At 43.0% G+C, this 19,837-nt stretch carries 22 protein-coding genes and 4 tRNA genes; 21 read left to right on the plus strand and 5 right to left on the minus strand.

The features are described 5' to 3' along the window. Positions 1–3 precede the first annotated feature (3 nt). Genes WC052_02730 through rplU form a run of 3 tightly spaced genes read left to right on the plus strand, consistent with a single transcriptional unit; the run spans position 4 to position 2,121 of the window. Positions 4–1,011 (plus strand): rod shape-determining protein, encoded by a 1,008-nt coding sequence (locus WC052_02730; GenBank protein ID MFA7286550.1) that lies wholly within the window; start codon positions 4–6, stop codon positions 1,009–1,011. Between the two features lie 4 nt (positions 1,012–1,015). Next, on the plus strand, positions 1,016–1,756 hold the full coding sequence (locus WC052_02735; GenBank protein MFA7286551.1) for a hypothetical protein: 741 nt from the start codon (positions 1,016–1,018) through the stop codon (positions 1,754–1,756). A 50-nt stretch (positions 1,757–1,806) separates the two neighbouring features. Further along, a complete protein-coding gene (rplU, locus tag WC052_02740) occupies positions 1,807–2,121 on the plus strand; it encodes a 50S ribosomal protein L21 (GenBank protein MFA7286552.1) in 315 nt (104 codons plus the stop codon). A gap of 13 nt (positions 2,122–2,134) precedes the next feature. On the opposite strand, the gene recR is transcribed toward rplU, so the two are convergent. Both recR and dnaB read right to left on the minus strand, forming a co-directional pair. Next, a complete protein-coding gene (gene recR / locus WC052_02745; protein MFA7286553.1) occupies positions 2,135–2,758 on the minus strand; it encodes a recombination mediator RecR in 624 nt (207 codons plus the stop codon). Positions 2,759–2,761: 3 nt separating this feature from the next. Beyond that, positions 2,762–4,150, minus strand: coding sequence for a replicative DNA helicase (gene dnaB / locus WC052_02750; GenBank protein ID MFA7286554.1), 1,389 nt, complete (start codon positions 4,148–4,150; stop codon positions 2,762–2,764). Positions 4,151–4,233: 83 nt separating this feature from the next. Between dnaB and WC052_02755 the strand changes: the two genes are divergently transcribed. From WC052_02755 to WC052_02785, 7 genes are all read left to right on the plus strand, one after another. Further along, positions 4,234–4,305 (plus strand) — tRNA-Lys (locus WC052_02755). Between the two features lie 137 nt (positions 4,306–4,442). Further along, positions 4,443–5,009, plus strand: a complete 567-nt coding sequence (locus tag WC052_02760; GenBank protein ID MFA7286555.1) for a hypothetical protein — start codon at positions 4,443–4,445, stop codon at positions 5,007–5,009. 4 nt (positions 5,010–5,013) lie between these two features. Next, positions 5,014–5,742, plus strand: a complete 729-nt coding sequence (locus WC052_02765; protein MFA7286556.1) for an alanine--tRNA ligase-related protein — start codon at positions 5,014–5,016, stop codon at positions 5,740–5,742. Between the two features lie 47 nt (positions 5,743–5,789). After that, positions 5,790–6,452, plus strand: coding sequence for a hypothetical protein (locus tag WC052_02770; GenBank protein MFA7286557.1), 663 nt, complete (start codon positions 5,790–5,792; stop codon positions 6,450–6,452). Then, the gene (locus WC052_02775) at positions 6,449–6,832 is read left to right on the plus strand and encodes a septum formation initiator family protein (protein ID MFA7286558.1); all 384 of its coding nucleotides are present in this window, start codon (positions 6,449–6,451) and stop codon (positions 6,830–6,832) included. The genes WC052_02770 and WC052_02775 overlap by 4 nt, the downstream gene beginning before the upstream one ends. Before the next feature lies 1 nt (position 6,833). Next, complete coding sequence (locus tag WC052_02780) at positions 6,834–7,778, plus strand: hypothetical protein (GenBank protein MFA7286559.1); 945 nt, start codon at positions 6,834–6,836, stop codon at positions 7,776–7,778. Positions 7,779–7,850: 72 nt separating this feature from the next. Further along, positions 7,851–8,039, plus strand: coding sequence for a hypothetical protein (locus WC052_02785; protein MFA7286560.1), 189 nt, complete (start codon positions 7,851–7,853; stop codon positions 8,037–8,039). Between the two features lie 72 nt (positions 8,040–8,111). On the opposite strand, the gene WC052_02790 is transcribed toward WC052_02785, so the two are convergent. The 3 genes from WC052_02790 to WC052_02800 all read right to left on the minus strand — a co-directional run bounded on the left by WC052_02790 (position 8,112) and on the right by WC052_02800 (position 8,798). After that, on the minus strand, positions 8,112–8,354 hold the full coding sequence (locus WC052_02790) for a hypothetical protein (protein ID MFA7286561.1): 243 nt from the start codon (positions 8,352–8,354) through the stop codon (positions 8,112–8,114). A 149-nt stretch (positions 8,355–8,503) separates the two neighbouring features. Next, positions 8,504–8,579, minus strand: a tRNA-Thr gene (locus WC052_02795). 148 nt (positions 8,580–8,727) lie between these two features. After that, positions 8,728–8,798 (minus strand) — tRNA-Gly (locus WC052_02800). 324 nt (positions 8,799–9,122) lie between these two features. On the opposite strand from WC052_02800, the gene ftsE reads away from it, so the two are divergent. The 11 genes from ftsE (at position 9,123) to WC052_02855 (ending at position 19,834) form a co-directional block, all read left to right on the plus strand. Next, positions 9,123–9,803 carry a cell division ATP-binding protein FtsE gene (ftsE, locus tag WC052_02805; protein ID MFA7286562.1) on the plus strand — a complete coding sequence of 227 codons (681 nt, stop codon included), beginning with the start codon at positions 9,123–9,125 and terminating at the stop codon, positions 9,801–9,803. 1 nt (position 9,804) lies between these two features. After that, entirely contained in the window at positions 9,805–10,719 is a 915-nt protein-coding gene (locus tag WC052_02810; GenBank protein ID MFA7286563.1) for a permease-like cell division protein FtsX, read from the plus strand. Between the two features lie 158 nt (positions 10,720–10,877). After that, positions 10,878–10,951 (plus strand) — tRNA-Gln (locus tag WC052_02815). Positions 10,952–11,502: 551 nt separating this feature from the next. Continuing rightward, complete coding sequence (locus WC052_02820; protein MFA7286564.1) at positions 11,503–12,720, plus strand: hypothetical protein; 1,218 nt, start codon at positions 11,503–11,505, stop codon at positions 12,718–12,720. A gap of 105 nt (positions 12,721–12,825) precedes the next feature. Next, positions 12,826–13,548: a class I SAM-dependent methyltransferase gene (locus WC052_02825; protein ID MFA7286565.1), complete on the plus strand. Its 723-nt coding sequence runs from the start codon at positions 12,826–12,828 to the stop codon at positions 13,546–13,548. Positions 13,549–13,588: 40 nt separating this feature from the next. Beyond that, a complete protein-coding gene (locus tag WC052_02830) occupies positions 13,589–14,335 on the plus strand; it encodes a nucleotidyltransferase domain-containing protein (protein ID MFA7286566.1) in 747 nt (248 codons plus the stop codon). A gap of 6 nt (positions 14,336–14,341) precedes the next feature. Beyond that, positions 14,342–14,830 (plus strand): M15 family metallopeptidase, encoded by a 489-nt coding sequence (locus WC052_02835; protein ID MFA7286567.1) that lies wholly within the window; start codon positions 14,342–14,344, stop codon positions 14,828–14,830. 190 nt (positions 14,831–15,020) lie between these two features. Next, positions 15,021–15,458, plus strand: a complete 438-nt coding sequence (locus WC052_02840; GenBank protein MFA7286568.1) for an NUDIX domain-containing protein — start codon at positions 15,021–15,023, stop codon at positions 15,456–15,458. Between the two features lie 123 nt (positions 15,459–15,581). Continuing rightward, a complete protein-coding gene (gene radC, locus WC052_02845) occupies positions 15,582–17,399 on the plus strand; it encodes a DNA repair protein RadC (GenBank protein MFA7286569.1) in 1,818 nt (605 codons plus the stop codon). Continuing rightward, the gene (locus tag WC052_02850) at positions 17,389–18,294 is read left to right on the plus strand and encodes a Dam family site-specific DNA-(adenine-N6)-methyltransferase (GenBank protein MFA7286570.1); all 906 of its coding nucleotides are present in this window, start codon (positions 17,389–17,391) and stop codon (positions 18,292–18,294) included. Before radC ends, WC052_02850 begins: the two co-directional genes overlap by 11 nt. Before the next feature lie 4 nt (positions 18,295–18,298). Further along, positions 18,299–19,834, plus strand: coding sequence for an AlwI family type II restriction endonuclease (locus WC052_02855; GenBank protein ID MFA7286571.1), 1,536 nt, complete (start codon positions 18,299–18,301; stop codon positions 19,832–19,834). The last annotated feature ends 3 nt before the right edge of the window (positions 19,835–19,837 follow it).

Below are 19,837 nucleotides of genomic sequence, written 5' to 3' on the forward strand. Positions count from 1 at the left end.
ACTATGTGGTCAAAGAAAATTGCCATTGATCTTGGCACAACAAACACATTGGTGCATTTGCCGAAGCGTGGCATTGTTATCAATGAACCATCCGTTGTGGCCATTTCTATCGTGGACAAAAAGATTTTGGCAGTGGGGAACGAAGCAAAAGAAATGCTTGGCCGAACGCCAGAAACAATTGTCGCGCTCCGACCACTGAAAGAAGGCGTCATAGCAGATTACCGAACCACCGAAGCCATGCTTCGTTATTTCATAAATAAAGCTTTAGGTGGTGTTCGTTTTTTTCGACCGGAAGTAATGGTAGCTGTCCCCGCCGGTATTACCGCCACAGAACGTCGCGCCGTAATCGACGCTTGTATGGCGGCCGGCGCCAAAGCCGCGTTTATCATTAAAGAGCCTATTGCTGCTGCCATTGGTGCAAACATTCCCATTGGTTCGCCGTCAGGCCACATGATTATCGACATCGGTGGTGGTACATCTGAAATGGCGGTTATCTCGCTCGGTGGCATTGTATCGAGCACTTCAGTGCGCATTGGTGGCACGAAATTTGATGCCGCCATCATGGAGCATATTAAGAAAAAGTATAACTTGGCTATTGGTGAACGAACGGCAGAAGAAATTAAAATTGAAATTGGTTCTGCGCTTTACCTCGACGAAAAATTAAGTATGAACGTTCGTGGTCGGGACACCCTTACAGGACTCCCACAAACTATCACCGTGACGTCTGACGACGTGACCGACGCTATTCAAGCTGAGTTAGAAGGAATCATTGACGCCACAAAGTCCGTTTTGCAGCACACGCCACCAGAGCTTTCGGCCGATGTCATCGACAAAGGCATGGTGCTTTCAGGTGGCAGCTCATTACTCAGAAATCTTGACCAACTGTTGAGTCGTGCCACTGGTGTGCCAGCGTACGTGGCGGATGACGCTTTGCTCTGCGTTGCGAAAGGTACTGGCATTGCCCTCGAGAATTTAGAAGCATATAAGCGAAGTATTTTGGCCACCCGCTAGCGGTATGCCGGAAGGAAATAGTCGAGTAAGTGAAACAAGCGGTCCAAATATTAATGACTGGGCAGAGGCGGTTAGACCCATTGATGAAGCGTTCGCCGACCGAATCGGAATACCTCGTCAGGAAGGGTATCGAGCTGGGGCGGAAATTGGCTTACCAATGCCAGACAGCCGAACGCTTTCACTTCCTGATTTTTTAATGTCGCCGAACGAGCATCTCCAGCAGTTTGATTCTGAGTGTTATATAGTTGCACTGCTGCCTCACGATGCAAATTTGCCACGAGTATCAACTGCAAGGCTAGATTCGAACGATATAATTTCTCTCGTGCACGATAAAGTTCCGGAAGCGGTTCGTGATTCCTATGATATTCGTTTGATGCCATATTACGACGTAAAATACGGTGGCAATATAGTCGCGAATCCCAATGGTACGATGCATGTTGAATTCCGACAGGGACTTCCCGGGCCGGTGGCCTATGGTACCGAAACGCCACCGTTTTCTGCTAGTCGGGATCAATTTTTGCATAGCTTCAAATACAGTTTCGAAGATGAAGATTTGCGTAAGCAGATTTCGGAGGTTATAGCCCACATCCCGCATTCCGGAGAGGCGAGGGAAACACAGTATCACCCAGGCTACTATGAATTTATAGTCGTGGATAAGGGTGACAAAGCCCCATTAAAAACCCTCTTTATAGATTATCGTGATGACCCAAGTTATTTTACCGATAGTGGCCCCAAGGCGGTTTGACACGGTCAAGGCACTAATCTATACTGGAGCGACTATCTTTACTGAACTATATGCACGCAGTAATCAAAACGGGCGGAAAACAGTACGTTGTCACAGAACAACAGCAGCTTGATATTGAAAAAATTGAGGGTGAGGAAGGTGCGGTAATTACGCTGAAGGATGTCCTGTTGGTGTCGGACGACAAAAAGGTGACCATTGGCACACCGATGCTCGAAAAGGCAGCTGTTCAGGCAACGATTCTAAAGCAAGGCCGAGCTCGTAAAATTAGAGTCGTTAAATTTAAATCTAAAGTTCGCTACCACAAGGTACAGGGGCACCGACAGCCTTTCACGAAAATTCAGGTCACGAAAATTTCAGCCTCCTAGAGGCTGAAATTGTTTATTGTTCTTCCGAGGCTGAAATTCCTTTATCCTCTCGGCGTCCGAGAATCGCGTTTTGCAAGGTAATTTCATCGGCGTATTCAAGGAGTGCGCCGGTTGCCATGCCGCGAGCGAGTTGTGTGATTCTGATGTTGGCTCGTTGTCGTAGTTCTTGCTTCAGATAACTTGTGGTTGTTTCGCCGGCCGTGTCACTATCAAAGGCTAATAACACTTCGGTAACGTCCGGCTTGATTCTCGCCAGCAGCTCCGCAATTGGGAGGTTAGTCGCGTCAATGCCTGCTACGGGGTCTAATGTGCCGCCTAGGACGAAATAGAGCCCTTGGAAGGCACCTGTTTGTTCAATGGCGGTTATGGCGTTGTCTTCTGCCACTACACACAGCTGCGAACCGTTGCGTGATGAGTTGGCACAAATAGGGCATAGGACTGCCTCGCTCAGCTGTCGACATTTTTCACACAATCGCAATTCCTGCTGCACGAGGAGCAATGCCTGACTGAGCTCTTTAACTCGTCGTGAGTCACTGCGAACAATGTGGTAGGCAAAACGAATGGCGGTGCGTCGTCCAACGCCAGGGAGAAGTAAAAACGTCTCAATGAGACGCTGCAAGGGCAGCGGGTAGCGCATACCTTAGAATGACGGGCCGTTGTTGTCAGCTGAGCGATCCAAGTTGCGGAAGCTGGTTAGACTTTCGTCGAAGTATAAATCTACTTTTCCAGTCGGACCATTACGATGTTTCTCAATATAAATTTCAGCAATGTTTCGGTCTTCAAGTGACACGGTGTCGCGCAAGCTTCTGTCCATAGCTTTTCGGTAAATGAACATGACCACATCCGCGTCTTGCTCAATGGCCCCAGATTCCCGTAGGTCGGCGAGCTTCGGAATTGACGGGCTTCTAGCCTCAACTGCACGTGATAACTGCGACAAGGCCACAACCGGAATCTGCAGTTCTCGAGCTAGCCCCTTAAGTGCACGGCTGATTTCAGAAATTTCCTGCACGCGGCTTTCGCTCTTTCCTCTGCCTTCCATGAGCTGTAGGTAGTCGACGATGAGCAGTCCCAAACCTCGCTCCATTTGTAAGCGTCTGGCTCTGGCGCGAATTTCCATGACGTTCGCCATAGCACCGTCATCAATGTAGATTGGTGCTTCGGCGAGTGCGCCCATGGCGCGGCCAATGCGAGAGAAATCGTCATCAGCTCCGCGGTCTGATAAACGGCCGGTGCGCATTTTCCAAAGGTCAACGCCAGCCTCGGCGCAGAGCACACGGTCTACGAGTTGTTCCTTAGACATTTCTAAACTGAAGATGCCCACTGGAATTTTTTCGTGGAGCGCCACATGGCGAGCAATGTCGAGGGCCAGCGATGTTTTTCCAATTGATGGTCGGGCGGCGATAATGATGAGGTCAGACTTTTGTAGTCCAGCAAGAATGTTATCGATTTCTTTGTAGCCCGTTGGAATGCCTCGAAGTTTGCCGCTCTGCCGGTGTAATTCATCAATACGGTCGAAAGCTTCGGTGAGCAGCGACTTCATCGGCGTAAAAATATGCCGCAAGTACTTCTGGGTCACCCGAATGAGTCCTTGTTCAGCCTTGTCGAGCGTCACTTGCAAATCGTCACTTTCGTCGTACCCAAGGCCAGTGATAGTTGTTCCGGCATCGATGAGTCGGCGAAGCGTTGCTTTTCGTTGCACAATTTCACCATAGTGACTGACGTGCGATGCGGCTGGTACGCTGTTTGAAAGCGATGCGAGGTAGCTGCGCCCACCAACCTTTTCTAGAACACCTTGCTCTTCAAGACGGGTGCTTAAGCTCAGAACGTCGATTGGCTCTTGCTTGGCAAATAAGCTGAGCATCGACTCATAAATAAGACGATGTTGGTCTTTATAGAAATCATCAGGTGTCACCGAGTCGGCCACCTTAACGATGGCTTCTTTTGATAGCAAAATTGAGCCGAGCAGTGATTGCTCAGCCTCGATGCTTTGCGGCGGTATTTTGGCGACTCCTGAATTATTATCTGCCATAGGTAGTTCATGTACTGTACGCCTGCTTTACGCTTCATTCAAGTTGCGCTTTTGTCTGGTATTTCGTATATTTCGTCGCATGCGCTCCGGTAGCTCAGTGGTAGAGCAGTGGCCTTTTAAGCCAATGGTCGCAGGTTCGATCCCTGCCCGGGGCAAAAAACCTTAAGGACAACCCGTCGGGTTTTCCTTAATATTCCTTTCCTTCAGCACAGGTCGCTCGTTTCTTCTTCCGCGCAGTAGCAGGCTTTGCCCTACCGCCACCGTGCTCAGAAGAAACTCGCTATGATTTGAAATGAACAAAAAAATTACTCTATTCATATTCGTAACTCTTGTCGCTCTGCTCATTGTGGGTGTGAGCTATTTTTTATTTACAAAAGAAGTGGTTAAAGTTCCGGATGAAACGCAGCCGATTGTAAATGTGCCAGTGGAGTCATTACCGCCAGAGCCGGTAATGGTTAGCGAAGAGAGTACTGTTTCTGTTGCTACAGATAAGTCAGTCTATGCACTTGGAGAAACAATTCCAGCCATGGTTACAAATAATACCGAGTCGGCTATATGGCTGAGTACCGCTTGCGGTATGCCTATAACGTTATTGAGGAAGAATGGCGAGACGTGGGAGCCTCATGGCGCATACCCTACAAAACGTTGCGCAGCCACCGCACCAAGTGTCGAATCTGGCGAAACGGTTAGTTACGTCTTGGATTTAGAAAATATGTACGCCCACACTTTTTTCAAAATTGAGCCTGGAACCTATAAGGTTGAAGTGGAGCATACGATTGTTGACGGAAAACTTTGGCCTGTAGCAAATTTTAGTTTTTTGAAGTCACAATCAGAAGAATTTAGAATTGTTCAGAAGTAGTTTTATGGACTCAACAAAACTTCTTTATCTCGAAGATTTTAATCTCTACGCTGGCACCGCTACTGTTTTAGGGATAATTGACGAAGAAGAAAGAAAGGTTATTTATTTGAATCAAACTATCTTTTACCCGCAAGGTGGTGGTCAGCCATATGACCAGGGCATAATTGAAAATGCCTCTGGGAAATTTTTAGTCGAAGAAGTACGTTTTGTTGAAGGGATTGTCAGACATGTAGGTTCATTTGAATCGGGCGATTTTAAAGAAGGTGAAATCGTTCAATGCTCGATCGATAAAACTCGTCGGGTGCTCAATAGTCGTCTCCATTCGGCTGGTCATGTTGTTGATATGGCCGTAAGTGCCCTAAAGCTCAATTGGGTTCCTGGTAAGGGATATCACTTTCCGAACGGTCCTTACGTCGAGTATGAAGCAAGCTTGGAAGGCTTAGACAAAGAAAAGTTGAGAACCAGTATCGAAGATTCATGTAATAATTTTGTTGCTGAAAATAGGACAACAAAGCTCCTTTTCATACCAAAGGAGAAAATGCACGAAGTTTGTCACCATGTACCCGATTATTTACCTGAAGGTAAGCCAGCGCGGGTCGTGATGTATGGGGATTTCGGTGTTCCTTGTGGTGGTACCCATGTCAGTAATTTATTATCCATTGGGCATATAGTGATTAGAAAAATTAAGTCCCAAGGTGACACTACTCGTGTGTCCTATGATGTCGATAGGTAAAATGAATTTATTGCGGTAGGTCATTAAATTCCGTATGATAACCGTACATGAAAACAAATCTACCCATTACCCTCCGCGATAGTGAAACTGTACTCTTGGTGTGTCGGGAGCACTGGCTGAAATTGGCTGGTACGATTCTCGGCATCGCTATAATTTTTCTTTTACCCTTTTTTTTCCTAGCACCACTTTTTGATCTTGGCGTCATCGGCATCGCCGTTTTTGGATTCGTCATTTTTTGCTGCGCTTTTTACGCAATTCGCGAGTACTTTCGCTGGGACAGAACGCAGCTTGTTATTACCACAGCTCGTTTAGCGTACGTTGACCAACAGGGGTTGGTAACTCGTTTGATTGTAGAAGTTTTCTACCCACACTTGTTAGATGTAGAGCAGCAAACGAAAGGGGTACTGCAGACGCTTGGCAAATACGGCACGCTCTATATTCGAGCGGCCGGTCGACCAGAGGCGCTCGTAGTGGCGAACGTTCCGAAGCCTGCCGCAGTTCGCCAAGTTCTGCTTGATGCGCGCGATGCCTCGCTTGGTAGTCGTACGCAAGCGACCAAAGGTAGCTGGTGGTGGCAGCGTTTTACTGCCATGGAGCCAGTGGAGCAGCAACAGATGCTAGAACGGCTTTTCAGTAAAGTTGACGAGAGCACAATGCGTGATCTTTTCCGACCCGGAGTTTCGTCACCAGACACTGACGTTACAGAATGAAGAATCTTCGAGCGCTGCTTCCAACAAGAAGTGAAGCCATGCCCTGGCTCTTGGGGTTGTTTTTAGTAGCGTTACTAGTTGGTAACACGCGTCTTCTTATTCGCCGACAGCAAATCAAGACCGAAGTGGCCGAGCTTAATGAGAAAGCCACTGAATTACAGCGGTCCAACCAGCAATTGCAATCGCTCTTGTCATACGTACAAACAGATACGTACACTGAAGAGCAAGCTAGGGTACGATTTAATTTAGCGAAACCCGGCGAGAAGCTATTTATTTTGCCGCAAGAGGGCGAGGAACTTGCGGCGGGTGGTGAGGAGCCAGCAACCGAGTCGGGTAGTCTAATCGCAAAATGGTGGAGATTCTTTTTTGTAAAACAATAGTATGGCTGACAAAAACAACAAACCAGCAGCGATAACACCGGAAGAAAAAAAACACATGCACGATGTTGTTATAGAGTGGATAGGGGACACAGAGAAAGAAGAGAAGGAAAAAGCAAAGCCGCGTGTAAAAAAATCTGCACCACCGGTAGTCAAACCAAAAGAGGTTGCACAGCAGCCCGTGGTTATGAAGCCTGCACCAGAGCCGAAACCAAAACCTAAGCCAGAAGTTGTCGTTAACCCTTTTGCTGCCGTTGAAACAACTGAAGAAGGTTACGCAGCCCCTAAAGAGATAACGAGCCCAACACCAGTACTCATGTTGCCAAAGCCGCACGTGCGACTACTGCCGATACTGTATAAGATTGCGCTCGCCTGTTTTATTGCTGTAGTTCTGACAGCGGGTGTAAGTGCGAAGTACAAAAAGTTTGATTACCCGTATCGGTATGCGCTTTCCTTTGTGCCACTGCCGTACGCCTCTCTTGGGACGCACCCAGTATTACTGAGTAAGGTCTTGGATGAAGCGGATGCAGTGAATAAATTTTATCAGCAGCAAAGCATCCCAGAATCCGCTCGGCCTTCCTTGGCAGCCATGCGTGATCAAGTGGCGAGTGAAGCCTTACGGCGCGCAGCGGCGAACGCCATAGCGGGTCGTTATGATGTTCGGGTTAGTAATAGTGAGCTTGCGGAAGCAACACAGAAACTCATCACAGAAGCTGGCTCACGCGAAATAGCTGAAGACGCTATAAAAAATCTTTGGGGGTGGAGCCTCAGAGATTACCAGCAAAATGTCATTGAGCCCTATCTCTTGAAGCAAAAACTTGCTGAGGCATTAGCTAAGGATCCTTTAACAAGTCGCTTAATTCCACCAGGTAGCGATGGAGAGGTAATTGATAATTATTTGGATACTATTGTGGAAAGTCGAGCGAGGATTTATTTGCCATTGCAGTAGCGCTTACGTACATGTATTTGACTTTTCTAGGTTTTTCTGTATAATAACTTTCTTATTTATTAATTAATTTATATGGAAGAAGAAAAAAAGGTAATTCCCGAGGATTGGAACGCAGATGACGAGTCAGCAGAGTCTGAACCAGTGGCTGACGAAAATGCGTTAGAGCATGGGCCACGTATTCCGGCAGATGTTGAAGAGCTTGAAAATGGGCCACGTGTTCCAGCAGACTGGAATAAGCCAGAAGCAGAAGAAGTAGAATAAAATCGAAGTTGAGGAATAAAAAATACCGGCGAGAGCCGGTATTTTTTGTATGCGTGACGAGAACAGAGGTTTTTAACGGTTTTCTATTGAGTCCAGCCGCTGCCGTATGGCGTACAGGTGTGCTTTTGTAAGATCGTCATCCAGTGCGTGTGGGTCACTGGCAACGCGTTCAGCAATGATGTCTAAAGCATGCTTTGCTTCGTACGCAAGCATTCGGGTTGCTGTTTCCTCTTTTGGGTCTGTGGTTTCAGCTTCGGGAAGAGGAGCGTTCCAATCACGTTGATTCATAGAGCCTTCAGATTCACGTGGGGCCATAACTTTAGGGTTAAATAATAAGAAAAACATTGTATCTATCCTAAGATCCACTGCTGTCTTTTCTACGCGGGATTACTGATCCTTCGCTGCGTATGTATGGCCAAGTCTGACTTGGCTGCGCTCGTCTAACGAAAGCGAGTTAGACTCGCTGGAGCCGAAGGTGGGAATCGAACCCACGACCTCTACTTTACGAAAGTATTGCTCTACCAACTGAGCTACTTCGGCGCATTCTTTTCTGTCTTCAAACGATAGTGAGTTTTTCTGAGCACGGCGGCGGTAGGGCATCGCCTGCTGTCGCGCGGAAGAAAAACGAACGGCCTCATGAGAAGGGAGGGAGTAAGGGGGGAACCGGAAGGTTCACCCTTGAGCTTTTAGCGGGATACGGGAATCGAACCCGTACTTAAACCTTGGGAAGGTCTCGTACTACCACTATACTAATCCCGCACTTTGGGCAGTACGCCATATGGCGTACGCTATACGATAACACAAAACTCATGGTGTCCTGAGCGTAGTCGAAGGACCATATCCCATACGGCGTACGCTATACGATAACACAAAACTCATGATTTTTTATGATTGATTCTGAGCGGTCTTACTATTAGCTATTTGCTATTTGCTATTCGCCACTTAGAATTTGCTATACTATAGGTAACAGTGCTGGGAATGACAAGGAGTAGATAAGCTATACGCCGTACGCAATACGCTGTACACATTACACGTTAGCAAAGAATGAAAAAAGAAGAAGTACAAAACTCAAAATCAAACAGAATGGTTTCATTACGTACGGTCAGTAAACATTATCCAGATGGAACGATTGCACTTCGGGGAGTGACGTTCGACGTCGAACCCGGAGATTTTATATCTATTGTCGGTCGCTCTGGCGCTGGAAAGAGCACTCTGGTGCGAGTACTCCTCGCTGAAGAGCGGGTTACACGAGGGCAGGTCTCCATTGGTGGCTGGGATATTACCGACATCGCTTCTCGGGATGTTGCTAATTTGCGGCGTCAAATTGGGGTCGTTTTTCAAGACTATAAACTACTGCCCAGAAAAACAGTGCTAGAAAATGTTGCCTTCGCTCTTGAAGTTTGTGGCATTCCGTCACGCCGCATTAACGAGGTTGTTCCGCAAATGTTGAAGTTGGTTGGTTTGGAAGGAAAGCGCCACCAGTTTCCAGAGCAGCTTTCCGGTGGTGAGCAGCAACGGGTGAGCATTGCGCGAGCGCTTGTGCATCAGCCGAGACTTTTAATAGCTGACGAACCAACGGGTAACCTCGACACTATTAACACGCAAGAAATAATTGAGCTTCTTAGAAAGATTAATCAGCTTGGAACAACTGTGCTTTTGGTTACGCACAATCGAGATGTGGTGAACGCACTGAAACGCCGAGTCATAACGTTAGATGGGGGAGCAGTTGTGTCTGATCAATCAGTTGGTCGTTACGTTTTGTAATATGTTGACCGCCCTACTTAGAGTTGGAAAATTTGCCGTGCAATCAATGGTGCGGAATATCTGGCTGACCATTGCAACATTTAGCACCGTTGCGCTTACCGTGTTGGCGCTTAGCTCGCTGTTAGCGGTAAACGTTGCAGTGAACCAAATCGTGGCTTCGGTTGAGGATCGCATTAACGTAACCCTTTTCTTGCACCCTGTTACCACAGAGTCGCAAGCTAATTCTTTTATTTTAGCCATCAATGCCTTGCCTGACGTTTCGAACGTAACATTTCAAACCAGAGAACAAGTCTTGGCCGAGCAACTAGCAAGTGGGGACCCGGTTGTTTTGAAGTCGCTTGAGGCACTCGGTGAAAACCCATTTGGTCCGGCGGTCACGGTAGAGTCAAAATCGCCGGAAGGGTATTTACGCATCATCCAAGAATTGCAGCAGCCGCAATTTGCAAACCTTATTGAAGGGGAGCAGAAGAATTTTGAAGAGAACCAGGCGTTCTTAAATGGATTGAATTCGTTTGCCAAGAAAATACGACTGGCAGGACTGGTAGTGGTTTGCTTCTTTGTTTTAATCAGTGCGTTAATGGTGTTTAACGCCATTCGGGTTGCCATATACACGCAGCGACAGGAAATAGGCGTTATGAGGCTTGTAGGGGCGTCTGTGGCCTTCATTCGTGGCCCGTTACTGTTAGAGCTAGTGTTTTACGCCATTGGCGCAGTGGTCATTGCAAATGGGGTAATCATCTATATCTTCAAGCTGGCGCAAGGTAGCTTTGATAGTTACTTCGGGCCCGGCATTATAAATGTGTCGAGCTACTTTATAGAGAACGCTCCAGCAATAATGGGTGCTGAGTTCCTCCTCATTTCGGTGCTTGGTTCATTAAGCACATATTTGGCTATACGGAGGCACCTTAATAGCTAATAGCGCGTGGCAAATAGCAAATGGCTGGCGCAGGAACGGGTGCAAGGCGCGGGAGAGAAGGTTTACAGTATTGAGTAAATAGCGTATAGAAAATAGCTAATAGCACTGAGTGATGAGCCTTCCATAGGCCATTTGCTAACGGCTATTTGCCACCCTGGTGGGGGATCGTCTAATGGTAGGACAGCGGCCTTTGAAGCCGTGAATCATGGTTCGAATCCATGTCCCCCAGCCAAAAAATCTTTAACCCCTGGCGGGTTGGAGATTTTTTGTTTGAGAGATATGATGGATTCGAACCAGAGGCGAAGGGGTTCCGCCAGAGGCGGACAAGCTAGAGAAGCGATTGACGATGGTTCTAGTCCCGTGAAGCGGGACGGAATCATGTCCCCCAGATATCTTTAAGAAAAACCTCCCGGTCTTCCTTAATATTCCTTTCCCTCGGCTAAGGTCGTTCAGAAATCATTTCACACGACAGCGAGCTAAGCTCTACGGCCGTCGTGCTCACAATTTCTTCACTCTAGTAAGACAGAACAATCTAAATAGTTTTAGGGAAGTAAACGAGAGTTGTGACCGATTCCCCCAGCCAAAAATCCTTGGCCCCCATTGTGGGGCTGAGGTTTTTTGATTGTAGGAGTATAATGGATTCGAACCAGGCGAAGTGGGTCCACCAGAGGGGCACAGGCCAGAAAAGCAGACGACGATAGTTCTAGTCCCGAGAAGCGGGACGGAATCATGTCCCCCAGCCATCTTGAGATAGGTTATTGCGAACGAGGTGTATAGATAAATATGAATTTGGTTAATAAATTTTTTTTAGACAAAGTAAAGCAAGATGAGCTAGAAATGGTACTCTTGTCTTATTTTGGGAGAGGAAATGGTCCACATGAAGGCAAATCTGTATACCATAAAGAAGACGATGACAGTTTTTCCGTAACTATTTATTATGGTTCGAGCGGAGAGATCCAGTCAATAGAAAATGGTTCAAAACTTAGCGAGAGAGATATAAATGAGATTTTACAGAAAATATCTGATGAGTTAATCGGCGCTCAGGAAGTAGTCGTCGCTAGGGATATTTGTTTTGTAACAGGTTCTAAGGTTGAAGAGTATTTTACATACAAGGATATATTTCAAATACTGCCCATGCCGTCTGATGCTCCTCAAATACAAAACCAAATGTGGGGGCATCACCCAATTTTATTAGAATACAAATATGTTTCATCAAAAAATACTCTAGTAAATGGGTTTAGAAAAAGTAAAAAATTCAGAGAATTAATCACGCTGTTACATTTATTGTCGCAAAGATTTTATGGTCCTTCTAGATTTGGTCAGTCTGACTGGGTAGTTATTAGTAATGAAGATATAGAAAAGACAACCAGCGAATTTAAACAGATGGGCTATTGGTATAGTAAAAAATTCCAAACCGATAATTCATTTTCATCGACAAAAGGTATAAAAGAGGTTGAATTTGGAAAAAGTAAAAGCAATGAGCTGACTTTTATTGAAGACGCTGATAAATTGTTAGATATTATTTTTATATTGGATCATGACAGATACTCAAAATTCATCACTTCCTGCTATTGGTTTTATACAGCAAACGAGATCTGGAAAACTTCGTATTCGGTTTCGTATGTTTGTTTGGTAACGAGTATCGAATGTCTTATGAGCAATGTAGAAAAGTGTGAGTGCGGATCAGCTCTTACAGATAAATCTATAGAGAAATGCGAAATATGCGGTGAACCGAAATATAGGATAGGAAAAAGTTTCAAAGACTTTCTAGAAAAATATTCCAATGAGGAATACTCTAAACTATCCAAGGAAGAGAAAAGTTATATTTACAATATTAGATCCACCATGCTTCATGGAGAAAGAGTATTTACTAGAGACTTTGAACCAATGGGATTCTTGGGATATCAAAAATCATACGAAAGCGCTTTTCATCGCACGATTTCAAGTTTAGTCTTCGGTGCTTTGATTAACTGGCTTTCTGATAATAAAAAGGTAAAGTAGTGTCGCATTTGTCGCTTTGAATCCGTTGCGAAGAGCCTCAAGGTGTTATAATAAAGAACATCAGAAAACACTTTTCTGCTTCCTTCTTGTAATAGAATCATTTATATGAAACACCAACTTCTTTATAAGGATCTCGCTCGTTATTACGATCATATTTATTCATTTAAAAATTACGAGGCTGAGACCAAGGAACTGCGTAGTCTTATTGAAAAATATAAGCGTTCCAAGGGAAGCGACATGCTCGACATTGCCTGTGGTACCGGGAAACATTTAGCCTATTTCAAGCGTTGGTATTCGTGTATTGGGGTTGATGTTAATGAGGGTATGCTACGGGTGGCCCGGAAAAAGATTAAAGGTGTCGTTTTTAAAAAAGGTGACATGACGACACTGAAACTCAATCGGACTTTTGACGTTATTACCTGTTTATTTAGTTCAATAGGATATGTTCGCACCTATGCAAACCTAGGAAAGACTATCATTGCTTTGTCTAAGCATTTGAAGCCAGGTGGTGTGCTTATTATTGAACCCTGGTTTACGCAAAAAACATATCGGCCAGGCTTACCGCATATGACGACATACAGTTCCCCGGATATAAAAATTGCGAGACTTAATGTAAGTGAACGTCGTGGCAGTGTGTCGGTCATGGATATGCATTATCTTGTCGCCGAGCGGGGGCATAAGGTGAAATATTTTGTTGACCGCCATGAACTCGGCATGTTTGAGCCAGATCGTTTGATAGGTCTAATGCGAAAGGCAAACCTCGAGACGCGCCTTGCAAAGTCAAAACTGATGAAGGACCGCGGGTTGTATGTTGGCGTTAAGGTTTAAAAAATTTGTATTAGGCGTATTGGCGTGCATTTAAAAAAATATGGATGAAGAAATAAAGATCAATGAATTCAATAAAATTTTAGAGCAGGCAAAAAATGACGATAGGGTTATCGGGCTAATTTTAGCTGGCGGACGCGGCAAGGGCATGTTCACAGAAAATTCTGATTACGACGTTGCTATAATTACAACCGATGAATCGATTTTAGGTGTTAAGGAAGATTACAAAGGCACACAAGATATTATTGATATAGGGGTATTATCGATATCTGAATTTAGAATATATGCAGCAGTAGGAACAGCGGAAGACTGGGATAGATATACTTACGCACATATAAAAGCTCGCATTGATAAAACAGGAGAAATCCAAAAGATAATTGATGAAAAAGGTATTTTGCCGCAAGAGCAAATATCAAAAGTAGCAAAAAAAGCTTTGTGTGGTTATCTAAATTCTTTGTATCGTGCTTTAAAAAATCACAGAGACGGAAACGAATTTGCCTCGCGTTTAGACGCTTGTGAATCTTTGCCTTGGTTACTAACCTTTCTCTTTGCAGTTGAGGGGCGAGTTCGTCCGTACAATAAGTTTCTGAAATGGGAACTTGAGAACTATCCATTAAAGAATCTACCAATCTCATCTGAAGATTTTTTAGCAAAAATCGAATTAATTATCAAAATAGGCGATATTGAAATCCAAAAAGAATTTCATAAAATTGCAGAAGAAATTGCAGTAAAAAATGATTGTGTTGATGTGATAGACGACTGGGCAGGATATTATTTTGCTAGAGAATAATTAAGCATGACACTCCTTAAATTCGAAAACATTCCTATACATGAATGCGGAGACGAACTCGTTAATCTAGGCGAATACGACTTCGCTCTTGAACCGGTCTATTTCAATTTAGGTTTCTCTCCGGAGCCACGTATTTTTCTTCGTAAATCAGTCGTCGACAAACTTATTGGCATACAGAATAGTCTGAACGGATATCGCTTTAAGATCTGGGATGGTTTTCGCCCGCGTTCTGTACAGCAGAAGATTTATGAAAAGTTTTGGAATGAGCTGAGTGAAGCACATTCCGAATGGGACGAAGAAAGATTGAAGATGGAAGTTGGTGTGTTTGTCACCACGCCTAACGACCAAAACCGCATTCCTCCTCATGCCACAGGTTCAACAGTTGACCTAACGCTCGTTGACTCGGATGGTAACGAACTCGATATGGGTACGGCATTTGATTATTTTGACCAGAAGCAGCGGCTTTCTACTTTGACGAGAATCCGGGAAACTTGACGGCAGCAAAGAATAGAAAGCTACTTCGAGAGACAATGTATGCTGGGGGTTTTGGAGGAGACAAAGACGAGTGGTGGCACTTTGACTATGGGAATCAGAAGTGGGCAGTCGAGCTAGGTCACGCTGAAGCGATGTTCGGAGAGGCTGAAATTCCTAAATGAGTTCCTGCATTACTTCTGAGCAAAAATCTATGCAACCATCAAAACACCCAAAAGTAGGTTTAGGTATTATTATCGTTAATAGTGAAGGGCGTATTTTAATTGGCAAGCGGATAGGGAGTCATGCCCAAAAATATTCTATTCCTGGGGGCCACTTAGAAATGGGTGAGACATTTGAGGAGGGAGCTATTCGAGAGGTCAAAGAGGAAACTAATTTGAATATAGTTGAACCGAAAGTAATTGCCATTACTAATAATTTAGAAACTTTCAAAGAAGAAGGGGAGCACTACATTTCTGTCATTCTTCTGGCACGAAAATATACGGGCGAATTAATAAACATGGAGCCGGATAAATGTGAAGAACTTATTTGGGTAGACCCCAAAAATCTCCCTCAGCCTCATTTTGACGCAAGCGCATTAGGAGTATCGTGCTATTTGAAAGGCAGTTTTTATAGTGGGGCTGATTTTTGATTGTAGGAGTATAATGAATTTGAACCGGGCGAAGGGCTTGGGAATCGGAGGCTGGCAAATTGGGTAATCTGATCCAAATACTTTTTAGGAGACTAGTGGTGTAAAGAAAAGGGAGAAATAATTATGGCCAAAATAAAAGACATTCCAAAAGTAGATCGCCCAAGGGAAAAGTTCCTACAAAAGGGCTCGGAAGCACTTTCAAAAAGTGATCTTTTGGCAATCTTGCTTGGCAGTGGAATAAAAGGGAAAAATGTAAGACAGCTTTCCGAGAATATCATTAAAAAATTTGGTAATAAATTTTTAGATATCAAAGTGGATGATTTGCTTCAGGTCTCAGGAATAGGCCAAGCAAAAGCACTACAAATTGTTTCTGCTATTTCTTTGGTAAAAAGATTTTACGATGAGCAAAAAAGAAGCGAAATTATAATAAAGAATCAGCAGGATGTCTTAGCCCTGACGTACGATCTGACAGATAAGAAGAAAGAGTACTTAGTCTGTCTCTATTTAAACACGAGAAATGTCTTGATAAAAAAAGAGGTTGTTAGTGTTGGATTACTCGATAAAAGCTTAGTTCACCCCAGAGAAATATTTCATCCAGCCGTTGAATTTAATGCCGCTAGTATTATTTTAATTCACAATCATCCCTCCGGAATATCAGACCCGAGTGAGAAAGATATTGAGATTGTTAAAAAAATATCCCAGGCTGGTGACATAATGGGAATTGCTGTAATTGATTTTGTTATTACTGCTAACAATGGGAGTTATAGTTTTTATGACAAACTACAACAAGGTAAGAAACATTTGGATTACGTTGCTGACGGCATACAAGGAACCTTATTTGATCTTTTAGAGATTGAAAAGCCGACTTATGAAATAAATGCCGAAAAGATACAAGAAAATTATTTTTATATTCCTCAAATTAAGAAGAATCACCTCCAGTTACAAAATCGGAGATATATTGGAAGTAAGCATAAACTAATTGAATGGATTTTTTCTATAATCAATAAAGAATGCGAGAAACGAAGTTCCTTTGCTGATGTCTTTGCAGGCACCGGAGTTGTTTCGGCTGTCGCGGCTAGGCATTTTGATGAAATCATATTGAACGATTTTCTACATTCAAATTATGCAATCTATCAGGCTTTTTTTGGTAATGGTAAGTGGGACAAACAAAAGCTTGACGATATAATCAAAAATTACAATAACATCAACGGTGAAGACCTAGAAAAGAATTATTTCTCTGAAAACTTTGGCGGAAAGTATTTCAGTCATAATTCCTCAAAGATAATTGGATTCATAAGAGAAAATATTGAGGAAAATAAAAGCAATTTAACTGATAAGGAATATTATATTCTCATTGCTTCTTTGTTGTATTCAATTGATAAGGTTGCAAATACGGTTGGTCACTACGATGCCTATTTCAAAAAGGATCATTTTGAAGACGGGTTTTTTATGAGACCAATTGATCCAATCGAAGTAAAGAGAGTGGCTATCTTTAGAGAAGACACAAATCTTTTAGCAAAAAAAATTAAAGCCGATGTTGTCTATATTGATCCTCCATATAATTCAAGACAATACAGTCGTTTTTATCATGTGCTTGAGACTCTAACGAAGTGGGATAAACCAAGACTTTATGGAACGGCATTAAAACCCGAAGAAGAAAATATGAGTGATTACTGTAAGGTACGAGCAAGAGATAGACTTGCCGAGTTGGTCCGGGACTTAGATGCCAAATATCTAGTAGTGTCATACAACAATACTTACGATTCAAAAAGCAACTCTTCAAAAAATAAGATCACCCTGCAGGAAATAAAAGATATTTTAGTCTCTAAGGGTAAAACAAAGGTTTTTGAAAAAGACTACAGGCATTTTAATGCCGGAAATACCGATTTCAAAAATCATAAAGAATACTTGTTTGTAACTACCACAGACTATGCAAAGTAAAATCAAAAGATCCCCTTTGTTTTACGTCGGGGACAAGTACAAGCTAATGAAACAGTTGGCTGGTTTATTTCCAAAGGAAGTAAGCAACTTTTATGAGCCGTTTGTTGGTGGTGGAACAGTTTTTTTAAATGTTCGTGCCGATAAATATTATTTGAATGATAATGACAAAAATCTCATTAACATACACCGGTTTTTGGTGGGAAGTTCAAATAACCCAGATGTATTTTTTAAGAATGTAGAAAAGGTAATAAAAAAGTATCGTCTATCACGATCATACAAGGAAGACATAATTCCTGTTTCATTAAAAAGAGAGTGGAAGAAAACCTATTTTGCTAGATTCAATAAAGAGGGCTACGAGAAGTTAAGGGTTTGTGTAAATAAGAATTTAAAAAATGATCCCCTGGTTCTGTATATATTGCTAATCTACGGATTCAACAGGATGTTGAGATTCAATGGAGGGGGTAAGTTCAATCTACCGGTTGGCAATGTCGATTTTAATAAAAATGTTGTTAACGCCCTAAATGAATACTTTGACTTTACTCGGAACAACAAAATAGCTTTAAGCTCGAAAGATTTTAGAAGCTATTTTGTTGGCCGAAAATATTGGGAAAACGACTTTGTTTATCTCGACCCGCCATACCTGATAACTGCTAGTGAATACAACAAACGGTGGGATCAAAAAGCGGAAGCTGACTTACTAAAAATAATTGATGATCTCGACAAAAAAGGTGTTAAGTTTGCCCTGTCGAATGTAACTCATTATAACGGTAGTAAAAATGAGTTACTGATTGACTGGATGAAAAAATATAAGACTCACAAGATAGTGAGCAATTACATCAGTTATCACAATAACGGCAAGAAACAGATTAAGGAAGTGTTGGTTACCAATTATTAAATATATGAAAACAAAAACAAGAGAATCAGAATATAAACCATTATTGTTTACTACCACACTCAGAAATCCGGAAAGGCTCAAGTGGTTTTTAGGAGTCCTTAAGGACTATGACGGTAAAGTTCTCGATGATCAGTTGGCGGAAGAAATCTCCGGAGAAGTCATTAGAGTTGGCTTGTATAAACCGACAAAGATAAGTGCTGCTATAAAGAAAAAAATTGAAGCAAAAGAGCCATTGTCCGATTCCGAAGTCATAAAGATTCTTGAGGACAATCCGCAGAATCACAAAGAGGCCGGTTTTAGTAAGGGCTGGGCTTCTCGATTTGATACCTGGTTTAAGATCGCCAAGGAGCTTGGCTTTGTCTATTACAAAAATGGTGAAAAAATCAGATTTTCTGATATCGGATTAAAATTAGTTGATAATGAACATCCCGAATTTGAACAGCAGGCTTTTCTGAACGCCTTTGTAAAATACCAAAGTAATAGTCCATTTAGACGAGTCCTCAACGAAAATGCGCCACTCATTTTATTGCTCAATGTTATCAATGAAGTAAACGCGGATAAGGATTTAAACGGGACCGGAATTTCTAAATTAGAATTACCGCTGATTATCTTTTGGAAAGATGATGACGCGCAGGGACTATACAAGCTTATAAAGAAAATCAGAAAAGAACACGGCTATACCCCGAGTTGGGAAGTTATTGTTGGCATTTGTGCTAACCAGATTATGAAGGGTGATTTCAAAAAGTTTAATCCGAAGTCAATAATGGTTGACTATCCGGATGAATTCATCAGGAAAATGAGGTTGACCGGGCTGATCTCATTAAGAGGAGCTGGTCGTTTCGTTGATATAAACAGAAACGAACAATCCAAGGTTGATTATGCTCTAGCTAAATATTCTCAATATGAGAAGTATGCAACGGAAGAAGAGTATTTTGAGTACATGTCGACCGTGGACAAAAACCTAATCTCGTTTGTTGCTAAACCGGTAAGTGTTGGTGAAAGAGATGCGTTTTTGGCAAAGTGGGTTGGTATTTACCCTTGGAACAAAATTAAGGCCGAAATGTTAAATCTTGCAAATAAAAAGCTCACGAAAGATGATGTTTTAAAATACCTATCAAATCCCGTCAGACTTGAGTTTTTAGTGTCTTTGGCCATCAAATCAAAATTTCCAAGTGTTAAGGTGATCCCCAATTATCCTTATGATGACGAAGGAATTCCGACCTCAACAGCTGGAGGTGTTGGAAACAAAGGTGATATCGAATGCTTCGAAGATGTTAAGGGTATATTGGTTGAAGTAACTATGTCTGAAGGACGTATGCAAACCATGATGGAAGTATGGCCGATCTCAAGACACCTGGAAGAATTCAAAAAAAGCGCACCAGATTCAATGTGTTATTTTGTGGCACCTAGCATATTCAAAGATTCGGAAATGCAGATTAATTATGTCAAAGAAAAAAAGAATCTTTCAATCTTGCCGAAAACAATTGATGAATTTTTGACTCACATAGAGAGTAGGGAGACTCTATACGCGGCTACGTAAATA

The organism is Patescibacteria group bacterium (assembly GCA_041675205.1).
Classification (GTDB): domain Bacteria; phylum Patescibacteriota; class Patescibacteriia; order GWA2-46-9; family GWA2-46-9; genus JBAYUF01.

What these genes read in the sequence shown, in the direction of transcription:
- WC052_02730 (MFA7286550.1), top strand. Translation starts at nt 4, where the DNA reads ATGTGGTCAAAGAAAATTGCCATTGATCTTGGCACAACAAACACATTG.
- WC052_02735 (MFA7286551.1), top strand. Translation starts at nt 1,016, where the DNA reads ATGCCGGAAGGAAATAGTCGAGTAAGTGAAACAAGCGGTCCAAATATT.
- rplU (MFA7286552.1), top strand. Translation starts at nt 1,807, where the DNA reads ATGCACGCAGTAATCAAAACGGGCGGAAAACAGTACGTTGTCACAGAA.
- recR (MFA7286553.1), bottom strand. Translation starts at nt 2,758, where the DNA reads ATGCGCTACCCGCTGCCCTTGCAGCGTCTCATTGAGACGTTTTTACTT.
- dnaB (MFA7286554.1), bottom strand. Translation starts at nt 4,150, where the DNA reads ATGGCAGATAATAATTCAGGAGTCGCCAAAATACCGCCGCAAAGCATC.
- WC052_02760 (MFA7286555.1), top strand. Translation starts at nt 4,443, where the DNA reads ATGAACAAAAAAATTACTCTATTCATATTCGTAACTCTTGTCGCTCTG.
- WC052_02765 (MFA7286556.1), top strand. Translation starts at nt 5,014, where the DNA reads ATGGACTCAACAAAACTTCTTTATCTCGAAGATTTTAATCTCTACGCT.
- WC052_02770 (MFA7286557.1), top strand. Translation starts at nt 5,790, where the DNA reads ATGAAAACAAATCTACCCATTACCCTCCGCGATAGTGAAACTGTACTC.
- WC052_02775 (MFA7286558.1), top strand. Translation starts at nt 6,449, where the DNA reads ATGAAGAATCTTCGAGCGCTGCTTCCAACAAGAAGTGAAGCCATGCCC.
- WC052_02780 (MFA7286559.1), top strand. Translation starts at nt 6,834, where the DNA reads ATGGCTGACAAAAACAACAAACCAGCAGCGATAACACCGGAAGAAAAA.
- WC052_02785 (MFA7286560.1), top strand. Translation starts at nt 7,851, where the DNA reads ATGGAAGAAGAAAAAAAGGTAATTCCCGAGGATTGGAACGCAGATGAC.
- WC052_02790 (MFA7286561.1), bottom strand. Translation starts at nt 8,354, where the DNA reads ATGGCCCCACGTGAATCTGAAGGCTCTATGAATCAACGTGATTGGAAC.
- ftsE (MFA7286562.1), top strand. Translation starts at nt 9,123, where the DNA reads ATGGTTTCATTACGTACGGTCAGTAAACATTATCCAGATGGAACGATT.
- WC052_02810 (MFA7286563.1), top strand. Translation starts at nt 9,805, where the DNA reads ATGTTGACCGCCCTACTTAGAGTTGGAAAATTTGCCGTGCAATCAATG.
- WC052_02820 (MFA7286564.1), top strand. Translation starts at nt 11,503, where the DNA reads ATGAATTTGGTTAATAAATTTTTTTTAGACAAAGTAAAGCAAGATGAG.
- WC052_02825 (MFA7286565.1), top strand. Translation starts at nt 12,826, where the DNA reads ATGAAACACCAACTTCTTTATAAGGATCTCGCTCGTTATTACGATCAT.
- WC052_02830 (MFA7286566.1), top strand. Translation starts at nt 13,589, where the DNA reads ATGGATGAAGAAATAAAGATCAATGAATTCAATAAAATTTTAGAGCAG.
- WC052_02835 (MFA7286567.1), top strand. Translation starts at nt 14,342, where the DNA reads ATGACACTCCTTAAATTCGAAAACATTCCTATACATGAATGCGGAGAC.
- WC052_02840 (MFA7286568.1), top strand. Translation starts at nt 15,021, where the DNA reads ATGCAACCATCAAAACACCCAAAAGTAGGTTTAGGTATTATTATCGTT.
- radC (MFA7286569.1), top strand. Translation starts at nt 15,582, where the DNA reads ATGGCCAAAATAAAAGACATTCCAAAAGTAGATCGCCCAAGGGAAAAG.
- WC052_02850 (MFA7286570.1), top strand. Translation starts at nt 17,389, where the DNA reads ATGCAAAGTAAAATCAAAAGATCCCCTTTGTTTTACGTCGGGGACAAG.
- WC052_02855 (MFA7286571.1), top strand. Translation starts at nt 18,299, where the DNA reads ATGAAAACAAAAACAAGAGAATCAGAATATAAACCATTATTGTTTACT.